The following is an 18,320-nucleotide window of genomic DNA, read 5'->3' as shown; positions in this document are numbered from 1 at the left end:
AATAATGAAATTTGGAATTATGGTGAATGAAGGTCCCTATACGCACCAGGCGACCGATACAGCTTTTCTTTTTGCAAAAGCTGCTATAGAAAAAGGGCATGAAGTTGCTCGCATTTTTTTCTATCATGATGGTGTTAATAACTCCAGTAGTTTGACTGAGCCTCCTCAGGATGACCGTCACATAGTTAACCGTTGGACAAAGTTGGCTGAAGAGCACAATGTAGATTTGGTTGTTTGTGTTGCTGCAGCAATGCGTCGCGGTATAACAGAAGGCAACCTTGCGAAAGGATTCCGTATTTCGGGTCTTGGCCAATTGGTTGAGATGGGCATTCAGTCGGATAGGTTAGTTGTATTCGGCGATTAAATGGGGATTGATATGAGCGAAACTACAGGCGGCGTTGAGTTTGATGAAGAATCAGGCGGCGCAATCAAGAAGTTTATGTTTGTAAACCGTAAAGCGCCTTATGGTACTATTTATGCGCTTGAGGGTTTGGAAGTGGTTTTGATTAGTGCTGCATTTGATCAAGACGTAAGCATGGCTTTTCTTGATGATGGTGTTTACGAAATTGTTAAAGGTCAGCATACCAAAGCAATCGGCATGAAGAATTTTTCTCCAACATATCGTGCATTAGAAGGTTACGATATTGAAAAGCTGTACGTTGAAAAAGAATCTTTAGAGCGGAGAGGTTTGACAGTTGATAACCTGATAGTGCCAGTTGAAGTTTTGACTTCTGCTGAAATGGGTGAATTGATGAGTCAGCAAGAAGTTCTTATCAGCTTCTAGTACAAGGAAAAGAGCATGTTACACATTGTTAATAAGTCTCCTTTTGAGAGCAACTCGTTGGAAAGCTGTGTGCGATTGGCTAGCGGTGTTGAGGGTAGTGCGCTTATTCTTATTGAAGATGGCGTTTATGCGGCTACAAAAGGTAGTGCGGCGGAAGAGCTCATTAAGAAAGCGGCAGCTACACTTAAAATATATGCACTTTGGCCAGATGTAGAAGCACGTGGTATGCAAGATGGTTGTATTGAAGGTATTAAGTTGGTCGATTATAGTGGTTTTGTGGAATTGGTAGCTGAACACAATGCTGCTCAGTCCTGGCTCTAATTGTTTATAACTTTATTTACGTAGGAGATTCATTATGGGTTTCGAAATTAACGGTAAGACATACGAGACTGACGAAGAAGGTTATTTGGTTAATTTGAGCGAATGGGATGAAGCTGCTGCTGCCCATTTGGCTGTTGAAGAAAAAGTTGACATGACTGACAGTCATTGGGAAGTTGTTCATTTTCTTCGTGAATATTACAACGACTACCAGATCGCCCCAGCAGTACGTGTATTGACCAAAGCAATTGGTAAGAAATTAGGGCCTGAGAAAGGTAACAGCAAGTACTTGTACGAATTGTTCCCATATGGTCCTGCTAAACAAGCATGTAAAATTGCTGGATTGCCAAAGCCAACAGGCTGTATCTAAGTAGTTGATGGGTGGAGGAGTAACACGGAATAAATTGTTTTATTTTCCGAAAAAATAATATAAGTCCGTCACGGTTAGCTGAGTGGTAATTCACTCAGCTAATTATTTAAGAGGTTTGTTGATGTCTTCCTTAACATTTATTTATGCATTCTTAATGTATGCTGCTACCGTAATTATGGTTACGGGTGTTGCCTTTAAGATATATACGTACAGTCGTACTCCTGCTCCTCTAAAAATTCCTACAACTCCAGCTCCCACTACGCAGTCTGGTGTTGTATTTCGTATTGTGCGTGAAGTCGTTTTATTTGAAAGCTTATTCAAAGCCAATAAATGGATTTGGATTTTCGGTTGGCTCTTTCATTTTGGGTTGTTACTAGTCCTTTTAAGACACCTACGTTATTTCACTGAACCCGTATGGTCCTGGGTTGTGCTTATCCAGCCATTTGGCATGTACGCGGGTTTTGCGATGGTTGCTGGTCTAGGCGGTTTATGGGCACGTCGTATACTTGTTGATCGTATTCGCTACATTTCCACACCTTCTGATCATTTAATGCTTCTCTTGCTAATCCTTATCGGTATTAGCGGCTTAACTATGAAGTTTGTAGCCCATACAGATATTGTTGCTGTTAAGCAGTTTATTCTGGGCTTAATGTATTTTGATATTCAGCCTATGCCTGCTGATCCTATATTGCTTATTCATTTAGGTTTGGTATCGTTCTTGATGATTATTTTTCCAATTAGTAAATTGCTACATGCGCCTGGTTTGTTCTTCAGTCCATCGCGTAATCAAGTAGATAATTCTCGTGATAAAAGACATCTTGCCCCTTGGGCTGCTGAACTAGAGAAATAATTTAAAGGGGTTGAATTGTGGCTGTTGCGGAATTTGAAGTACCCAAAGTACAACCATATCCACTTGTGGATATACCAAAAATTAAACCTGATGCTACTGTGCATTTAAAGTCTTTTCCTGCTTCTGAGAAAATTCAGGAGGGGATTGGTTTTCCAGGGCCTTTAGTTGATAACTGGCACAAAGTTGCAATCGATAAGATGGGCGATTTGCTTAATCGATATCGTTCACTTGCAGTTTATATGGATGCTTGCGTTCATTGTGGCGCTTGCACTGATAAATGTCATTACTTTTTAGGGACAGCAGACCCTAAAAACATGCCTGTTGCCCGCCAAGAATTAATGCGCAAGGTTTATCGTCGTTATTTCACTTTTGCGGGCAAGTATTTTCCTAAATTGGTTGGTGCGGCTGACTTGACCGAAGATGTTTTAAATGATTGGTATAGTTATTTTTATCAGTGTTCGGAGTGTCGTCGTTGTTCAGTTTATTGTCCTTATGGTATCGATACAGCTGAAGTCACTATGGCTGCTAGAGAAATTATGGACGCAGTTGGTATGGGTCAGAAATATACCAATGAAATTTTGGGTAAATTACATCGTATAGGTAACAATCTTGGTTTGCCTGGACCAGCATTGCTTGACACACTTGAAGGCCTAGAAGAAGACATTCTTGAAGATACTGGTGTGGCGGTTAAAATGCCTATTGACGTTAAAGGTGCTGAAGTATTGTTAATTACACCTTCAGCAGACTTTTTCTCAGAACCACATGTTGAAAGTTTGATTGGATATGCCAAGGTTTTCCATGAGGCTGGCATCAGTTGGACGTTGAGTTCTCTAGCCTCTGAGGCAGGAAATTTTGGATTGTTTATTGGTAGCTACGAGAACATGCGCAGAGCCGCGATGCGTATTCGTGAAGCCGCCCTTGAATTAGGTGTAAAACGTATTGTTGTTGGTGAGTGTGGTCATGCGTGGCGTGTAGCTTACAGTTTCTGGAACACTCTGACTGGTGTCGGTCATGGTGGTGAAGACGAGTTTACTCGCGCATTGCAAGCTCAGCTTGATCCACGTTATCCAGCTCCTCAGCATATTTGTGAAATGACATTGGATTTGATCAATCAAGGTGTATTGAAGTTTGACAAAGAAAAAAATGATCATCGCACGATCACTTTCCATGATTCTTGTAACGTGGCTCGTGGTTCAAGAATGGGCAATATGCCTGGTGGACAATTTGTTATTCCGCGTGAAATTATTAAAGCTGTTGCTAATAACTTTCATGACATGGCTGATGAAACAATTGGTGAAGGTACGTTCTGCTGCGGTGGTGGTGGCGGTATTTTAACAGATGATTTAATGGAAGTACGTGTTAAGGGTGCAATGCCTAGGATGCAAGCTCTGCAGTGTGTTGTTGACGAGCATCAGGTAAATTTTATGGCAGCTATTTGTGCAATTTGTAAAGCTCAATTTAGTAAGGTATTGCCATATTATAAGTTTGATATGAGCATGATAGGTGGTGTTCATCAGTTGGTAAGTACTTCGATTCGATTGAGCGAAAAGAAATAATCGGGGCCATTGGCACCTAATACTTGTGAGTTTAAGGAGAAAATTGAGATGTCAGTCACTTCAGACGATTTGAAAAAGAAACCCCTGACCTTCCGTCGTTATAAAGATGGTGAAACCCGGAACGAAAGAAAGGGTGCCAATTGGATTATGGATGCTGATCACACTCATAAGTGTCCTGAGTATGTGTTGAGTACTCCTCCTTGCCAAGGCAGTTGTCCTGCTGGTGAAGATATTCGTGGTTATTTGAATATCGTTCGTGGAATTGAGAAACCGCCAGCTGGAATGCCATGGCAGCAATATGCTTTCGAACGTATTACTTCAGCGAACCCTTTTCCGTCAGTAATGGGCCGTGTTTGTCCTGCTCCTTGTGAAAGCGGTTGTAACCGTAATGAAGTTGAAGACCATGTTGGTATCAATTCAGTTGAGCATTATGTTGGTGAGTACGGTATTGCTAATAACTTAGGCTTTACTAAACCAGAGAAAAACTCAGGTAAGAAGGTAGCGTTAATTGGTGGTGGTTGCGCAAGTTTGTCAGCAGCTTATCATCTGACCCTTAAAGGCCATGCTTGTACAATTTTTGATGATCATGCTGAGTTGGGTGGCATGATGCGTTACGGTATTCCAGGTTTCCGTACTCCACGTGAAGTATTGGATGCTGAAATTAAACGTATTATCGACTTGGGCGTTGAAGTTAAGCTTAATTGCCATATTGGTCGTGATGTTACGATGGAACAGATCGAAAAAGAATATGATGCTGTGTTTATGGGTCTAGGTGCTCAAAGTGGTCGTCCTTTACCAGTTGAAGGTGCCGAAGCGCCTAACTGTGTTACAGCTATGGCATTCCTTAAGGCATTTAACGATGGCCGTTTGCAGCACGTTGGTAAGCGAGTTGTTGTTATTGGTGGTGGTGATACATCCATCGACGTTGCCACTGTAGCTCGACGTCTTGGTCATATTACCAAGGTTAATGAGAATGATCGCCCTGAGCATGTAATTGCTGGTCAGGTTGCTCATGACGTTGCTCAGGTATCTGCTCGCGAAGGTGCGGAAGTCGTTTTGATTTCACGTGCCACAATGGACAAGATGAATGCTAACAAGCACGAAATTGACCACGCTTTAGCTGAAGGTATTGATATTCGTGGCGGTGTAACACCAGTAGCCGTGATTGTAGGTGCTGATGGTCGCGCCACTGCATTACGTGTTGCTGAATTTGATATGGTCAAGAATGAGACTGTCATTCGCCCAGGTACTGAAGTAGATATTGCTGCTGATCTGATTGTTTCTGCTATTGGACAGGCTGTTGATTTTACCGGCCTTGAGACTTTTAATAATGGTAATGGCTTGATCAAGTCAGACAAGAACTATCAAATTCCTGGTAAACCAGGTTTCTTTGTTGGTGGTGACGTTATTAAGCCTCACTTGCTGACAACTGCAATTGGCCATGGTGCAATTGCTGCTGATGGTATTGATCGCTACTTGGCGGGTGCTGAACAGGAAAAGCGTCCAAAGGTTGATGTACACCACTTCGATTTGCTGCGCAAACTGGAAGAAAAAGGTCTGCAGCCTACAGAGTATGATCACAAGCAGGTATGGGGAACGGATTCAGCTAAATTCTCAGTTCATAACTTTGAAGACCGCTCACTGAAGTATGTTATTCCTTCAGATGAACTTTTCTTGGGCCATTTCCCATTCGTACCTCGTCACGTGCGTAACATGACAATGCTGGATGCCGAACAGGCTTTGGGTAACTTTGAAGATCGTCTTGATGTTTTGTCTGAAAAAGAAGTTATTGATGAAGCAAAGCGTTGCATGAGTTGTGGATTATGTTTTGAATGTGATAACTGCGTTGTTTATTGCCCACAAATCGCGGTGTTTAAAGTGAAGCGCGATGTCAATACAACAGGTCGTTATGTTGATACTGACTACAGCAGATGTATTGGCTGCCATATTTGTGCAGATGTTTGCCCAACCGGTTACATCAAAATGGGTATGGGTGATTAAGTGATGATAAGCCTGGCAAAGATCCGCACTTTACTGAACTGGAAGATGGGTGCATTAATTGCGGCTCTTCTCACAATCAGCGCGGTTTCGGTTGCTTCTAGCGAGCCTGAGTCTAACTCAGGCCGTGTGCCGAAACCCAAGATTGAAATTGAGAAGGGCGATAAATGTGTTGAAGATGAAGATTTCATGCGTCGTAATCACATGAAACTTTTGATGCACAAGCGCGATGAAACAATGCATAAAGGCATTCGTACAAAGAAATACAGTTTGCAAAACTGTATTGAATGTCACGCAAGCAAGAAAAATAATAGTGTGCTTGGTAGCAATGAAAACTTTTGTCAAAGTTGCCATAGCTATGCTGCTGTTAAGATTGATTGCTTTGAATGTCATGCCAGCAAACCAAAAGTGCAGCCATCAGCCGGGTTTTTTCACCCTATCGTTCCACCTGCTACACCAGGAGTGGCGGCTACAGACAAAGAAAGTCATGGTCTGTCATATAGTATGAGGCAACAAATGCGTTCAAATGTTAATGAGCAAAACAATGCTGGAGTAACTAGATGAGCTGCGCGAATAAAAGTCGGAGAGAGTTCCTTGGTACGACTGCAGTTGCAACAGCAAGTTTAGCTGTTGCTCCTGGGGTAATGCTAATTGATATGGCTCACGGACGTGCACCAGAGGAAGCTGCTTCAAGCAGTGTTCGTTGGGGTATGTTGGTTGATACGAATAAATGCGATTCTGGTTGTACTGATTGTGTGACTGCTTGTAATACTGAAAACGGTCTTTCAGGTGACACAAGTGAGACAGGTTCTCAATGGATTCGTAAGGTAGAGCTTAAAGATATGCGTACTGGCAAGGCTACATCCTTGCCCATGATGTGCCAGCATTGTGCTGAGCCACCTTGTGTTGATGTTTGTCCAACGGGAGCTTCTTTTAAGCGTGCTGACGGAATTGTACTTGTAGACAAGCATATTTGTATTGGTTGCCGTTATTGTGTAATGGCTTGTCCATATAAGGCTCGCTCATTCATTCACGAAGCCTTGGCTGATCAAAATCCTGATGTGCCACGTGGGAAAGGTGTGGTTGAATCCTGCACCATGTGTGTTCATCGCGTTGACAAAGGTCAGACTACTGCCTGTGCTGAGGCATGTACAAAGGCTGGTCACGATGCCATTTTATTCGGTGATTTAAATGATGCGAACAGTGAAATTTCAAAGCGTGTAAGCACATTTGCTACCAAGCAAGTGCGAGCTGATTTGGGATTGAATACTGGCGTTCGTTATCAGGGGATTTGAAATACATGAGTTCAATAGCCTTTCGTCAAATTGAAGGTCGCAGCGCAGGTTATTATATGTTGCTTGCTGCTTTAGGTCTTTTTGTGTTGTTTGGTTTGGGATCCGCCTACTACATGGAAGAACATGGCCACATAGTAACCGGGATGACAAATCAGGTTGTTTGGGGTATGCCGCATGTTTTTGCAGTATTTCTGATTGTTGCAGCATCTGGTGCATTGAATGTTGCTTCTATTGGTTCTGTATTTGGTAAAACCATGTATAAGCCTTTGGCACCGCTTTCTGGATTGCTTGCAATCGCTTTGTTAGCGGGTGGTTTGACTGTGTTGATGCTGGATTTAGGCCGACCTGATCGCGTTATAATTGCCATGACTTACTACAATTTCAAGTCTGTTTTTGCTTGGAATGTGTTCCTTTATACTGGCTTTTTCACTATCGTTGCTGCTTATATCTGGACGATGATGGAACGCCGTATGAATGTATTTACTAAATCTGTGGGTGTGGCTGCATTTATTTGGCGTTTGCTATTAACTACGGGTACTGGTTCTATCTTTGGCTTCCTGGTTGCACGACAAGCTTATGATTCGGCATTACTTGCGCCGATGTTTATCATCATGTCTTTTGCTTATGGATTGGCGGTATATCTGCTTGTATTAATGGCAGCATACAGTCATACAAACCGTCCTTTAGGCGATAAGGTTGTGCTGAGATTGAAGAAATTGCTAGCTGTCTTTATTTCTGCATCGCTTTATTTTGTTGCTGTCTTCCATATGACAAATCTTTACTTTGCTAAAAAGCATGGAATTGAGAGTTTTATTCTGGTAAACGGGGGTATTTATACCCAGTTGTTCTGGATTGGTCAGATACTCATTGGTGGAATCTTGCCATTAGTTATTTTGTTTCACCCTACATTGGGTAAATCCCGTTCATGGATTGCTATTTCATCTGTAATGGTAATACTGGGTGGTTTGGCTCAGATGTATGTAACAATTATTGGTGGACAGGCATTTCCACTGGAATTATTCCCTGGAATGCATGAATCTAGCAGTTTTTATGATGGTGTTATACATGGTTATCATGCAAGCTTGCCCGAAACTATGCTTGGTATTGGTGGTATTGCTATTGCAGGTGTAATTGCTGCTTTTGGTATCAAAGTGCTTCGTTTTTTACCAGATAGTCTGGACGATAAGGTGATAGACGCTAATCATGGCTCAAAGGCCTTGTCAAAGTAATATTGGTCACTGGTTTCACGTCTTTGCTGTTGCTAAATGCAGTAAAGACGAATGAGAACTTCACTTTTCTTCCAAGAAAGGTGAAGTTTTTTCACATAGACTTAAAATGAATTCTCTTCATTTATTCAGTCATAATTTCAGCCTTCTTAAGGCTAGCTAATACGTGGCGTATTGCTACTTGGCGGAATACAATGTCCCAATTTCTTATTTCTGCAGCACATAAATCTTCTGGTAAAACGACCATTAGCATCGGGTTATGTGCAGCGCTCAAGCAACGCGGCTTAATTGTACAACCCTTTAAAAAAGGGCCTGATTATATCGACCCTATGTGGTTGACCATGGCTAGTGGTTTACGTTGTCGTAATCTTGATTTCTACTTGATGGATAACGAGGAAATTCTTTCCATGTACCATCAATATTCAGAGAAAGCTGATGTTACCCTGATTGAGGGTAACAAAGGTTTGTATGATGGTCTTGATCTTGATGGCAGTAACAGTAACTCTGCTTTAGCGCGCTTGTTGGATGTGCCAGTTGTGCTAGTTATTGATGCGCGTGGTATGACTAGAGGGATTGCACCATTAATTCTTGGATATCAGGCATTTGACCGTGAGGTTAAAATATCCGGCGTGATACTGAATCATTTGGGTGGTGCACGCCATGAAGGTAAATTGCGAGCAGTGATTGAGCACTATACAGATGTTCCAGTTTTGGGTGCTATTCACCATGACGAAGGTTTGCAAATCAAGGAACGTCATCTTGGGTTGATGCCAAGTAACGAGACGGAGGAAGCTGTTAACTATGTGGCTGATATCAGCAAAGTCATAAGTGAACAAGTGAATCTTGATCAGCTGGTGTCCCTCGGAAAAACTTCCAAACCTAAACCATCCATTTCAGAATTCAATACAGCCTATACTGATGTTAAGCGAGTGCGGATAGGGTTGGCTCAGGATAAAGCTTTTGGTTTTTATTATGCGGATGATTTGGATGCAATGGAATCTGCAGGCGCAGAAATTGTTTTCATTGATACGTTGAATGACAAAGTATTGCCTGATATTGATGGGTTATTTATTGGCGGTGGGTTCCCTGAAATGATGATGAAGGAACTTGAAGCTAATGCGACTCTTCGTGTACAGATTCGCGAAGCCATTGCTAAGGGTTTGCCCGTTTATGCAGAATGTGGTGGATTAATGTATCTTTCTCGAAGTTTGACCTGGCAGGGCAGTACTTGCGAGATGGTGGGAGTCATACCTGGGGATATTGTTATGAACCCCAAGCCGGTTGGTCGGGGCTATGTCAGGTTGGAAGAAACTGGTTTATCTCCTTGGCACCGTGATAAAGACGAGGCTAAAGTTGTTATACCTGCCCATGAATTTCATTATTCCAGTCTGGAAAATCTTGAAGGTGATATCAAGTTCGCTTATAGGGTATTACGTGGCTACGGTGTGGATGGCGAACATGATGGTATTATGATCAATAATATGTTTGCTTCCTATAGCCATTTGCGTAGCCTGAAAGCATTTAACTGGGCTGAACGCTTTGTAGTATGGGTTCGTAAAATTGCAATGCAACGTAAACTGGCCAGTGAGTCAGTTGCATAGTTAATTAATTAAAGGAAACTGAAATGATTACAGTGACACCAGGAGCAGCTGAGCAGATTCGTTTGGCATCTGAGCAAACTGATGCAGTTGGTCTGCCGTTACGTATTGCTGCCAAATATTTGGCTGATGGTTCCATGCAATATGGTATGGGTTTTGATGAGATAAGAGAAAATGATCATCAGGTTATTTCTGAAGGGGTTTCGCTTTTAGTGTCAGCAAACAGTGAAATGCTTTTGAATGGAACGGTTGTTGATTTTGTTGAACTCAATCCAGGTGAGTTTCAATTTATATTTATTAACCCCAATGATACTGGTGTTCCTCCTGCCAAGAAACAAGGTGGTGGATGTGGTAGTGGCGGCTGCGGTACTGGAAGTTGTGGAAGCAGTAGTAGCAGTGGTGGCGGTTGCGCTTAAATCTTGCTGTTTTCCCTACAAAGTGGGGGTTAGATGAATTTCGATCTTATTGTAATTGGTAGCGGGCCCGGTGGGTATAAGGCTGCCATTACAGCAGCACATCTTGGTGCTAAAGTTGCTTTGGTAGAAAAAGGTTTGGCAGGTGGTACTTGTCTTAATCAAGGCTGTATCCCGAAATCGACATTGCTACATCTTGCGACTTTGATCGAGGATATCAACGATCTTCAAGGTAGGGGTTTAGTAGGGGAGGTTAAGGGTGACTTCTCGGCTGCAATGGCGCATAAAAACGCAGTAGTTAAGGGTATTCGCGACAATTTTTCTGTCTGGCTTAAACGCTTGGGGATACAAGTGTTTTATGGGACTGCTAAGTTGAGTGGTGCTCAGAATGTTGATGTTTTGCTGGCGGAAAATGCAAATCTGAGTGCGGATGAACAAGTTGACGAATTGGTTAAACTGACTGCGCCGCGCATTGTTTTGGCTACAGGATCTAAGCCGAAAGAGTTTGATATTTGCCCAACAGATGGTTCTAGAATTATCAGTTCCAAAGATTTCATGTTTACACTGGATCATCTGCCTGTGTCTGTTTTGTTCGTAGGTGGTGGGGCTATAGGCACTGAACTTGGTTTTCTGATGCACCAATTTGGCTCAAAAGTATGTATTGTCGAGCAGGGTGAACGCTTGCTGAATCAAGCGCGGATACCTGATCGAGCTAGTAATATACTGGAACGCAAATTTAAGCGTATCGGTATTGAAGTGCGTAAAAACGCTTCGGTGGCGAGTTGTGAGGTCATGGATGATTCGGTTTCGGTCACTTTCACGAATGGTGACACTGCCTCTTACGAACGTGTTTTGGTGGCGATTGGAAGGGAACCTGTTATTACTGGTCTTGGTCTTGAGGATGTGGGTATTGCTTTAACTGATGATGGCTTTATTCAGACTTCGGATTATCTTGAAACCAGTGTTCCAGGAATTTACGCAATCGGCGATGTTAAACCTGGTCCAATGACTGCAAATGCGGCGCTTCATGACGCCAAAATTGCAGCGGCAAATGCAATTAAGGGTAATCGTTTGCATTCGAATTATTTCAAGGTGCCGGTTGTTATCAATTCAGCGCTAGAGATTGCTGCGGTAGGTTTAACAGAAGACCAGGCGGACGAAGCAGGATTTGAATCAGATGTGGCCCGGGCAAGTTTTGGTGGCTCGGGTAAATCGAGAGCGCATCACGATTTTGAAGGCTTTATTGAAGTTGTTCATGATACAGAAACTGGGCAGTTGCTCGGTGGTTGTATTGTAGGCCCTGAAGCGGGTGAACAAATTCATATGCTTGAAGCTGCTTGCCAGTCAAATAGAGGGCTTTGGTTTTTTAAGGATATGAGCTACAGTCACCCCTCTTGGTGTGAAGAGCTTGAAACGGCGATTGATCCTTATACTGCTGCGTACTCAAAAACAGATAAAATGATTTTCCCCGGCATTTATGCTGATAAGCCTTGATTTGTTGTTAGTTTTGATTAATAGGTGTGATTTATGAATTTTTTTCCAGCTTTTCTGGATATGCGTGGTAATAAATGCTTGGTAATCGGCGGGGATGAAACCGCTTCGCGTAAAGCAGCTCTTTTACTTAAATGTGGCGCTAAAGTGACGGTAGTTGCGCCTGAAATGTGCGATGACTTTAGTCATTTGCCTGAGCAGGACATGCTTTCGCATTGTAAAGATCCTTTTATTCCTGCAATGCTGGATGATGCTTTTCTGGTCATTGCGGCTACTGAAGATGAATCGCTTAATAAACTGGTTTCTGAAACTGCTAAAAAACAGCGGATTCCAGTTAACGTAGTGGATCGACCTGAATATTGTTCTTTTATTATCCCTTCGATTATCGACCGCTCACCGATGATGATTGCGATTTCAACAGGTGGTGATTCGCCCGTCCTGGCGAGGTTGTTGAGGGCAAGACTGGAAGCATTGATACCTGCGGCTTATGGTCGTTTGACAGCGCTTGCGGGAAGTTTTCGTGAAAAGGTCAAAGAGCGTTTCAAGATTCCTGCTCAGCGTCGTATATTTTGGGAAAAGGCACTTGAAGGTCCAGTGGCAGAGATGGTATTTGCTGGCCGTGAACAAGATGCAAGTGTCGCACTGGATAAATTGCTTCAGTCTGAATCGGGTGATGCGCTGCCGCGTGGCGAGGTTTATCTTGTTGGTGGCGGGCCTGGAAATCCCGAGTTGTTGACCTTCCGTGCAGTCAGGTTGATGCAGCAGGCAGACGTAGTTGTATACGATAATCTTGTTTCTGCTGCGGTATTGGATCTGTCAAGGCGTGATGCTGAGCGTATTTATGTCGGTAAACAGGCTAATAACCATGCAATGCCTCAGGAAGGAATTAATCAGTTATTGGTGCGCTTGGCTAAAGAGGGTAAACGCGTTGTGCGCTTGAAAGGTGGTGACCCCTTTATCTTTGGTCGCGGTGGTGAGGAAATTGAGACTTTGTCGGAAAATGATGTGCCTTTCCAGGTGGTCCCAGGTATTACGGCTGCTTCGGGTGTGGCAGCTTATACTGGCATTCCACTGACACATCGGGATTATGCCCAGTCATGCGTATTTGTTACAGGGCATTTGAAAGATAACACTATGAATCTGGATTGGAATGGTCTGGCCAGACCCAATCAGACGGTGGTTATTTACATGGGGTTGATGGGTTTGCCAGTGTTGTGTAAGGAGTTGATCGTACATGGTCTTGCTACAACTACACCCGCAGCAATTGTTCAGCAAGGTACAACGCCTAATCAGCGGGTATTAACCGGAACGCTTGAGACACTACCTGGACTGGCCAAGGATGCTAACTTAAAGCCGCCAACTTTGATTATTGTTGGTAATGTCGTTAGCTTGCATGAAAAACTTTCCTGGTTTAAAACAGAGGATTCTGAGCATCCACTAAGTGCTGCACCACTTGAAGATGCTTAATTCAATCTGTTAGTTTTACAAGATTAGCCGTGGGATATTCTGGAAGGGACAAGTTGATGTTCCACGGCAAATACGGCTGCTTCTACACGTGAAGACAGGTTTAATTTTGCAAGTATATGGCGTACATGCAACTTGACTGTGTCGTGGCTAATGTCTAGTGCTCTAGCAATGGTTTTGTTGCTTTCACCATGAGCCAGGTGCATTAATATTTCTCGTTCTCTTTGAGTTAAATGTGCAAGCAGATCTTCTTGCGTGTTACTTGGGGAGCCATCTTGCAATAAGCTGACTAATTTCATGGTCATAGTGGGTGATACGACAGTTTCCCCACGGGCAGCACGCTGAATTGCATCGACAAGATCATCTGGTTCAATATCTTTCAGCAGATATCCGCGGGCGCCTGCACGCAATGCATTTGCCAAATCTTCCTGGGCGTCGCTTACTGTCAACATGAGTATAGGGATATTAACCCCCTCTGATCTGAGTTGAGTGAGCAGAGAGATGCCATCAATGGGGGGCATGTTGAGGTCCATAATCACTACATCAGGCTGCTGTTCGGCTAATAATGTGCGGGCTTCAGCAGCGTTACCCGTTATGCCTACAACTTTGATGTTACCACGATGCTCAAGTAACTCGGCAAGCCCCATCCGGAATAGCGTGTGGTCATCAACCAGTACAATTCTCAGATGCTCTGTCATGCGTTTTTATCCTTTCGGTCTGATGTGACTGGAAATTTAAGCTGGAGGCGAGTCCCTTCTCCAATTTGACTGTCAATCGTGATGTCTCCACCTAAGCGTTGAGCACGCTCTCTCATGATGTTAAGTCCAAAATGCAATCCATTTTGTTGATTATTAATGCTTTTAAGGCCAATGCCATCATCTTCAACAGTAATCAGATATTGCCCCTCTTTGATTTCCATTGTTAATTTAACACGCTGTGCACGTGCATGTTTGCAAATATTGATCAATGCTTCCTGCACGATGTGAAAAACCTGAACTTCCTGATTCGGAGTGAGATTCAGGTCTTGGGTAAAATTGACGAAATCAATGTTTACCAAGGATTTGTCGCAATATTTCAACATCACATCTTCTAGCGCTGGTACCAGGCCTCTGGGGTCCATGCGATAACGGAACTGCCCCAATAAGTCTCTTAACCCTGAATAGGCAGACTCTACAGCTTCATCCACGTCATTTAAATATTTGTTACTCATTGTTTCGTCACTAGCAATAAGTGCTTCTCTGAGCAAGGCAACGCGCATTTTCATGTAAGCAATTGTCTGTGCGAGTGAGTCATGTATTTCATTCGCGAGCATTTGTCTTTCATTCGTCAGGCTAATGCGCATATTTTCACGGGTTAGCCGTGCATTTTCCAAAGCGATACCGAGATGTTCGCTGATAGAGAAGAAGAGCAGGGACAAATCTTCCGGAATAGGAGAGTCTGTTGCCATGAAGAGGTTGTACACCCCCATCACTTTGCCTTTATGGCGTAAGGGTACGGCGATGACATTTTTGCACCCGTCACCAAAGTAATTCAGTGCAGTGACTTCTCTGCACATGCTTGGGTGATTGTCAGATTGTATGGTGTGTTCACGTGCAGCGTGTCCGCAAATTCCGCACTCTAACGGGACATATTCTTCTTTATCGATGACATCTTGCGGTAATCCGATTGATCCGACCAGGCGCAGATGTTTTCCATCGCTGGTAATGATGCGTACTGCCCCCGCATCTGCACCAGATAGTCTTATCATGGTGCTGAGAAAGCGCTCCAGCAACTCTTCAAGGTTGTTGTCACTGCTTAAGCTGGCTGTAATTTCAGAAAGCGCATGCAGCGCAGGTATTTTGTAGGTACCTTGAGATGAAGATTTTTTGGATGACGTAGTCAAAATTTCAAGATAAGGTGTCATTTGTTTCCATAGGTCAAAGACGCGAATTAATGCACAGAAATTTGCGCCAATCTATGGCAACATTAATATGATGTAACTAACGTTTCATTCTATAGTGACATAAAATTTCTTGCAATCATATGCGGTTATGCGTGAGTGTCGGAAATAATTTAATGGCATTATATTGCGTGAAATCTAATTAAAATGAAAACCATATGGCATTATTTTCGTGAATGTAAATCTTTTTATTTTTATAATATATTGATATAAAAATAAAAAATTAAAGCGCAACCCAGTGAGATATATGGCTCGGTAATTTTATTTTCACGGAAAGTTCAAGCCGACTATTTTTCAATCATGTGGCGAATGACTTGGTTAAATGGTTCGATCCATTCTTGCGCGAACTGATTGTTGCATGCATTGATTTCAGAAATAGCGCGAAGGATTGAACGACTGTGGCCGCGGTGGCTATGTTTTAGCATAACAGCTTCAAAGGCATCAATAATGGCCAGTATTTTCGCTCCTGAGCAAATCTGGTCCTGCTTTAATCCTTTGGGGTAACCTGTGCCATCTGGCGTTTCATGGTGTTGCAACACCATCTTGGCAGCTTCTTGCCAATCAGGCATGCGTTCCAGAAGTCCTGCACCATATGCCGGGTGTGCATGTAATGCAATTTTGTCCATTTCATTTAAACGATCCGGTTTTAGCCAGATGGATTCAGGCAGAAACATCATTCCTACATCATGCATGTATATAGCGGCTTCCAATTGAATGGGATCAACTGGTTCTCCAGCTAATTTGTTTGTAACCAGTGCCAAATGAAGCAAGCGAGCTGTTCGTCCTTCAAAGTGGGGGGATCTGCTTTCATATTGCTGTGCAAGTGACCGGAAAAAAGCTAAGTGGGTAGCAGTGCTTTCAGACCTGGGAGATACAGCGTGTTTCCTGGCGTTATTGGATACAGGGGTGCTGGAAGGTCGAAAGCCCGTTATAGACTGAATCAACTGATGTGTGAGAATTTCAAGTTGCACTTGTCTTGCCTGGCTTAGCCCATCCAGTTCTTCAGCAAGAATACCAAGCTTTAAACTTGAGACAGATTTGCCTGTGGCTAATGCATTCATTGCTAATTCCAGGCGGTCTATAGCCAACAAAATAGTTTCACCCAGTAATTCCGTAAATTGTAGTTTACCCGAGCGGATACGATCTAGAATGGTTTCAATGGGATGAATTATCGCTACACCCAGATCAACTCGGCATAAGGCAGCGTCACCTTTGATATTGTGAAGTGCACGGAAAAGATTGGCGATAACGGCTTGATCTTCAGGAAATCGTTTCAGGTGTGCAATATCGCTTTCAATATTATGGGCGTAGTCGGCTAAGGCTTCAGTGAAGTCCTTTAGTGAGTCATTATCAATAATCTGTGGTTCGTTATAAGTATTGGAATTGCTCATCCGCGATTTTCCAAATAAACAGGTTGTTGCCGATTTCAGTTGGCATTCATCTCATGGTGCAACTGAATTGGCAAATAGTAAAGTTGATTTGTCTTGTTGTATGGGAAGAGCTTGCAAAGTGCCGTATAGGTTAATTGGTAAATTCATTCGGGATTTTGAGTTTCGACAACTGGACTTCAATTGTGCTGGCATTATCAGCCAACCAAATATCGCCATCCTGAATAGTACAATGCAACTTCATATTACGTTGAGCTAGTTTAGTTAGCTCTCTGGTGGTTTCTAGCGACAAGTTGATAACTGATAAGTTGTTTGATTTTTCAAGCTTACTGCTGCTTTGATCCCACCACATATCAGCGACACGACCACCATAAGTGTAAAGAATGACCTGACCTGATCGCCCACAAGCTTTGCGAATTAGCTTTTCATCTGGCAAACCAACGTCTATCCACAGATCAATTGCACCAGTTAAGTCTTTATGCCAGAGATCGGGCTCGTCATCTGCGCTAATTCCATTTCCAAAAGTTAAATATTCACTGGCGTTTAAAGCAAATGCCAATACACGAACCATCATGCGCTCGTCAGTTTCGGATGGATGTTGAGCAATGGTGAGTAAATGTTCCTGGTAATAATTACGATCCATGTCTGCAATTTGCAGATCAATTTTAAAAATGGTTGATTTGAGCGCCATAAGGTTTTTGTTTGTCCGTATAGATTAACGTATTGTTTTAATTAATGTTTAAGGGATGAAATGAGTAGCGCATCATAGTGAGGTGAAAAAACGCGTGCTCATTTCTTCAAGGCCCAATTCTTGTAATACTTCATTAAGGCGTTCAGTGGGGCGTTTGCGCGGCAAATTTTTGAATTGGGCAATAATCAGTTCATTTTTCATGGAATGTTCCCATCCGACAAGTTCAGTTACGTTGACCTGATAACCGTGAGCCTCTAGCTGAAGGCAACGCAACACATTGGTAATGTGGCTGCCAAACTCTCTGGTATGCAGTGGGTGACGCCAAATTTCAGTCAATGTGTTTTTGGCAAGAGTCTTACCTTTGTTCTTTTTAAGTACTGAAGCGATTTCAGCCTGGCAACACGGAACTAGAACGATGTACTTTGCGTGTTTTTTCAAAGCAAAATGAATGGCATCGTCAGTAGCGGTGTTACATGCATGCAATGCTGTAACAATGTCGATTCTGGCGGGTAAAAGATGGGATTCAATCGAGTCTGCAACGGACAGATTTAGAAAAGACATACCCGGAAAATCAAGTTTCTGAGCTAATTCCTGGGATTTTTTAACCAACTCATCCCGTGTTTCTATGCCGTAAATACGAGAGCCGTTATTTAATCCTTTAAAAAATAAATCGTAGATAATAAAACCCAGATATGATTTACCTGCGCCATGATCCACCAGCTGTATATCTAAATGATCTTTTTGAATTTCTTTCAGAAGTGGTTCAATGAACTGATAAAGATGATAAACCTGTTTCAGCTTTCGACGGCTATCCTGATTCATTTTGCCATCGCGGGTGAGAATATGTAGTTCTTTTAAGAGTTCTATGGATTGACCTAGTCTGATTTCGTTCTTGTCATTCATCTAACTTAATATCCTAATTGCGTCAGAACTCATCTA

The 18,320-nt window shown here is 42.8% G+C and carries 19 protein-coding genes; 14 read left to right on the top strand and 5 right to left on the bottom strand.

The window, feature by feature from the left end:
- Positions 1-4: 4 nt before the first annotated feature.
- The 14 genes from tusD to cysG all read left to right on the top strand — a co-directional run bounded on the left by tusD (position 5) and on the right by cysG (position 13,366).
- Entirely contained in the window at positions 5-364 is a 360-nt protein-coding gene (tusD, locus tag EDC63_RS08180) for a sulfurtransferase complex subunit TusD (protein ID WP_124948111.1), read from the top strand.
- Positions 365-376: 12 nt separating this feature from the next.
- The gene (tusC, locus tag EDC63_RS08175; protein WP_124948110.1) at positions 377-784 is read left to right on the top strand and encodes a sulfurtransferase complex subunit TusC; all 408 of its coding nucleotides are present in this window, start codon (positions 377-379) and stop codon (positions 782-784) included.
- A 15-nt stretch (positions 785-799) separates the two neighbouring features.
- Positions 800-1,105 carry a sulfurtransferase complex subunit TusB gene (gene tusB / locus EDC63_RS08170; RefSeq protein WP_124948109.1) on the top strand — a complete coding sequence of 102 codons (306 nt, stop codon included), beginning with the start codon at positions 800-802 and terminating at the stop codon, positions 1,103-1,105.
- Positions 1,106-1,139: 34 nt separating this feature from the next.
- Entirely contained in the window at positions 1,140-1,472 is a 333-nt protein-coding gene (locus tag EDC63_RS08165; protein WP_124948108.1) for a TusE/DsrC/DsvC family sulfur relay protein, read from the top strand.
- A gap of 121 nt (positions 1,473-1,593) precedes the next feature.
- The gene (locus EDC63_RS08160; protein WP_124948107.1) at positions 1,594-2,322 is read left to right on the top strand and encodes a respiratory nitrate reductase subunit gamma; all 729 of its coding nucleotides are present in this window, start codon (positions 1,594-1,596) and stop codon (positions 2,320-2,322) included.
- 17 nt (positions 2,323-2,339) lie between these two features.
- The gene (dsrK, locus tag EDC63_RS08155; protein WP_124948106.1) at positions 2,340-3,878 is read left to right on the top strand and encodes a sulfate reduction electron transfer complex DsrMKJOP subunit DsrK; all 1,539 of its coding nucleotides are present in this window, start codon (positions 2,340-2,342) and stop codon (positions 3,876-3,878) included.
- Positions 3,879-3,926: 48 nt separating this feature from the next.
- Positions 3,927-5,879, top strand: a complete 1,953-nt coding sequence (locus EDC63_RS08150) for an NAD(P)-binding protein (protein ID WP_124948105.1) — start codon at positions 3,927-3,929, stop codon at positions 5,877-5,879.
- Positions 5,880-6,440 (top strand): hypothetical protein, encoded by a 561-nt coding sequence (locus EDC63_RS08145; RefSeq protein WP_124948104.1) that lies wholly within the window; start codon positions 5,880-5,882, stop codon positions 6,438-6,440.
- A complete protein-coding gene (gene dsrO, locus EDC63_RS08140; protein ID WP_132920911.1) occupies positions 6,437-7,171 on the top strand; it encodes a sulfate reduction electron transfer complex DsrMKJOP subunit DsrO in 735 nt (244 codons plus the stop codon). The genes EDC63_RS08145 and dsrO overlap by 4 nt, the downstream gene beginning before the upstream one ends.
- A 5-nt stretch (positions 7,172-7,176) precedes the next feature.
- Positions 7,177-8,400, top strand: coding sequence for an NrfD/PsrC family molybdoenzyme membrane anchor subunit (nrfD, locus tag EDC63_RS08135; RefSeq protein ID WP_124948103.1), 1,224 nt, complete (start codon positions 7,177-7,179; stop codon positions 8,398-8,400).
- A gap of 191 nt (positions 8,401-8,591) precedes the next feature.
- Positions 8,592-9,998, top strand: a complete 1,407-nt coding sequence (locus EDC63_RS08130; RefSeq protein ID WP_124948102.1) for a cobyrinate a,c-diamide synthase — start codon at positions 8,592-8,594, stop codon at positions 9,996-9,998.
- Positions 9,999-10,021: 23 nt separating this feature from the next.
- Positions 10,022-10,411 carry a HesB/IscA family protein gene (locus tag EDC63_RS08125; protein ID WP_124948101.1) on the top strand — a complete coding sequence of 130 codons (390 nt, stop codon included), beginning with the start codon at positions 10,022-10,024 and terminating at the stop codon, positions 10,409-10,411.
- Between the two features lie 33 nt (positions 10,412-10,444).
- Positions 10,445-11,902: a dihydrolipoyl dehydrogenase family protein gene (locus EDC63_RS08120; protein ID WP_124948100.1), complete on the top strand. Its 1,458-nt coding sequence runs from the start codon at positions 10,445-10,447 to the stop codon at positions 11,900-11,902.
- Between the two features lie 33 nt (positions 11,903-11,935).
- Complete coding sequence (gene cysG / locus EDC63_RS08115) at positions 11,936-13,366, top strand: siroheme synthase CysG (protein ID WP_124948099.1); 1,431 nt, start codon at positions 11,936-11,938, stop codon at positions 13,364-13,366.
- 23 nt (positions 13,367-13,389) lie between these two features.
- Here the strand turns inward: cysG and EDC63_RS08110 are convergent, their stop codons facing one another.
- From EDC63_RS08110 to EDC63_RS08090, 5 genes are all read right to left on the bottom strand, one after another.
- Positions 13,390-14,061, bottom strand: a complete 672-nt coding sequence (locus tag EDC63_RS08110) for a response regulator (RefSeq protein WP_124948098.1) — start codon at positions 14,059-14,061, stop codon at positions 13,390-13,392.
- Entirely contained in the window at positions 14,058-15,266 is a 1,209-nt protein-coding gene (locus tag EDC63_RS08105) for a GAF domain-containing sensor histidine kinase (protein WP_124948097.1), read from the bottom strand. The genes EDC63_RS08110 and EDC63_RS08105 overlap by 4 nt, the downstream gene beginning before the upstream one ends.
- A 323-nt stretch (positions 15,267-15,589) precedes the next feature.
- Positions 15,590-16,693 (bottom strand): HD-GYP domain-containing protein, encoded by a 1,104-nt coding sequence (locus tag EDC63_RS08100; protein WP_124948096.1) that lies wholly within the window; start codon positions 16,691-16,693, stop codon positions 15,590-15,592.
- 130 nt (positions 16,694-16,823) lie between these two features.
- Positions 16,824-17,381, bottom strand: a complete 558-nt coding sequence (locus EDC63_RS08095) for a YaeQ family protein (RefSeq protein WP_124948095.1) — start codon at positions 17,379-17,381, stop codon at positions 16,824-16,826.
- 72 nt (positions 17,382-17,453) lie between these two features.
- Positions 17,454-18,284, bottom strand: coding sequence for a class I SAM-dependent methyltransferase (locus tag EDC63_RS08090; RefSeq protein WP_124948094.1), 831 nt, complete (start codon positions 18,282-18,284; stop codon positions 17,454-17,456).
- Positions 18,285-18,320 lie beyond the last annotated feature (36 nt).

The organism is Sulfurirhabdus autotrophica (assembly GCF_004346685.1).
Taxonomy (GTDB): Bacteria; Pseudomonadota; Gammaproteobacteria; order Burkholderiales; family SMCO01; genus Sulfurirhabdus; species Sulfurirhabdus autotrophica.
The sequence above is the reverse complement of the archived record's forward strand: the minus strand, read 5'-3'. Positions and strand labels throughout refer to the sequence as shown.

What these genes read in the sequence shown, in the direction of transcription:
- tusD (WP_124948111.1), top strand. Translation starts at nt 5, where the DNA reads ATGAAATTTGGAATTATGGTGAATGAAGGTCCCTATACGCACCAGGCG.
- tusC (WP_124948110.1), top strand. Translation starts at nt 377, where the DNA reads ATGAGCGAAACTACAGGCGGCGTTGAGTTTGATGAAGAATCAGGCGGC.
- tusB (WP_124948109.1), top strand. Translation starts at nt 800, where the DNA reads ATGTTACACATTGTTAATAAGTCTCCTTTTGAGAGCAACTCGTTGGAA.
- EDC63_RS08165 (WP_124948108.1), top strand. Translation starts at nt 1,140, where the DNA reads ATGGGTTTCGAAATTAACGGTAAGACATACGAGACTGACGAAGAAGGT.
- EDC63_RS08160 (WP_124948107.1), top strand. Translation starts at nt 1,594, where the DNA reads ATGTCTTCCTTAACATTTATTTATGCATTCTTAATGTATGCTGCTACC.
- EDC63_RS08150 (WP_124948105.1), top strand. Translation starts at nt 3,927, where the DNA reads ATGTCAGTCACTTCAGACGATTTGAAAAAGAAACCCCTGACCTTCCGT.
- dsrO (WP_132920911.1), top strand. Translation starts at nt 6,437, where the DNA reads ATGAGCTGCGCGAATAAAAGTCGGAGAGAGTTCCTTGGTACGACTGCA.
- nrfD (WP_124948103.1), top strand. Translation starts at nt 7,177, where the DNA reads ATGAGTTCAATAGCCTTTCGTCAAATTGAAGGTCGCAGCGCAGGTTAT.
- EDC63_RS08130 (WP_124948102.1), top strand. Translation starts at nt 8,592, where the DNA reads ATGTCCCAATTTCTTATTTCTGCAGCACATAAATCTTCTGGTAAAACG.
- EDC63_RS08125 (WP_124948101.1), top strand. Translation starts at nt 10,022, where the DNA reads ATGATTACAGTGACACCAGGAGCAGCTGAGCAGATTCGTTTGGCATCT.
- EDC63_RS08120 (WP_124948100.1), top strand. Translation starts at nt 10,445, where the DNA reads ATGAATTTCGATCTTATTGTAATTGGTAGCGGGCCCGGTGGGTATAAG.
- cysG (WP_124948099.1), top strand. Translation starts at nt 11,936, where the DNA reads ATGAATTTTTTTCCAGCTTTTCTGGATATGCGTGGTAATAAATGCTTG.
- EDC63_RS08110 (WP_124948098.1), bottom strand. Translation starts at nt 14,061, where the DNA reads ATGACAGAGCATCTGAGAATTGTACTGGTTGATGACCACACGCTATTC.
- EDC63_RS08105 (WP_124948097.1), bottom strand. Translation starts at nt 15,266, where the DNA reads ATGACACCTTATCTTGAAATTTTGACTACGTCATCCAAAAAATCTTCA.
- EDC63_RS08100 (WP_124948096.1), bottom strand. Translation starts at nt 16,693, where the DNA reads ATGAGCAATTCCAATACTTATAACGAACCACAGATTATTGATAATGAC.
- EDC63_RS08095 (WP_124948095.1), bottom strand. Translation starts at nt 17,381, where the DNA reads ATGGCGCTCAAATCAACCATTTTTAAAATTGATCTGCAAATTGCAGAC.
- EDC63_RS08090 (WP_124948094.1), bottom strand. Translation starts at nt 18,284, where the DNA reads ATGAATGACAAGAACGAAATCAGACTAGGTCAATCCATAGAACTCTTA.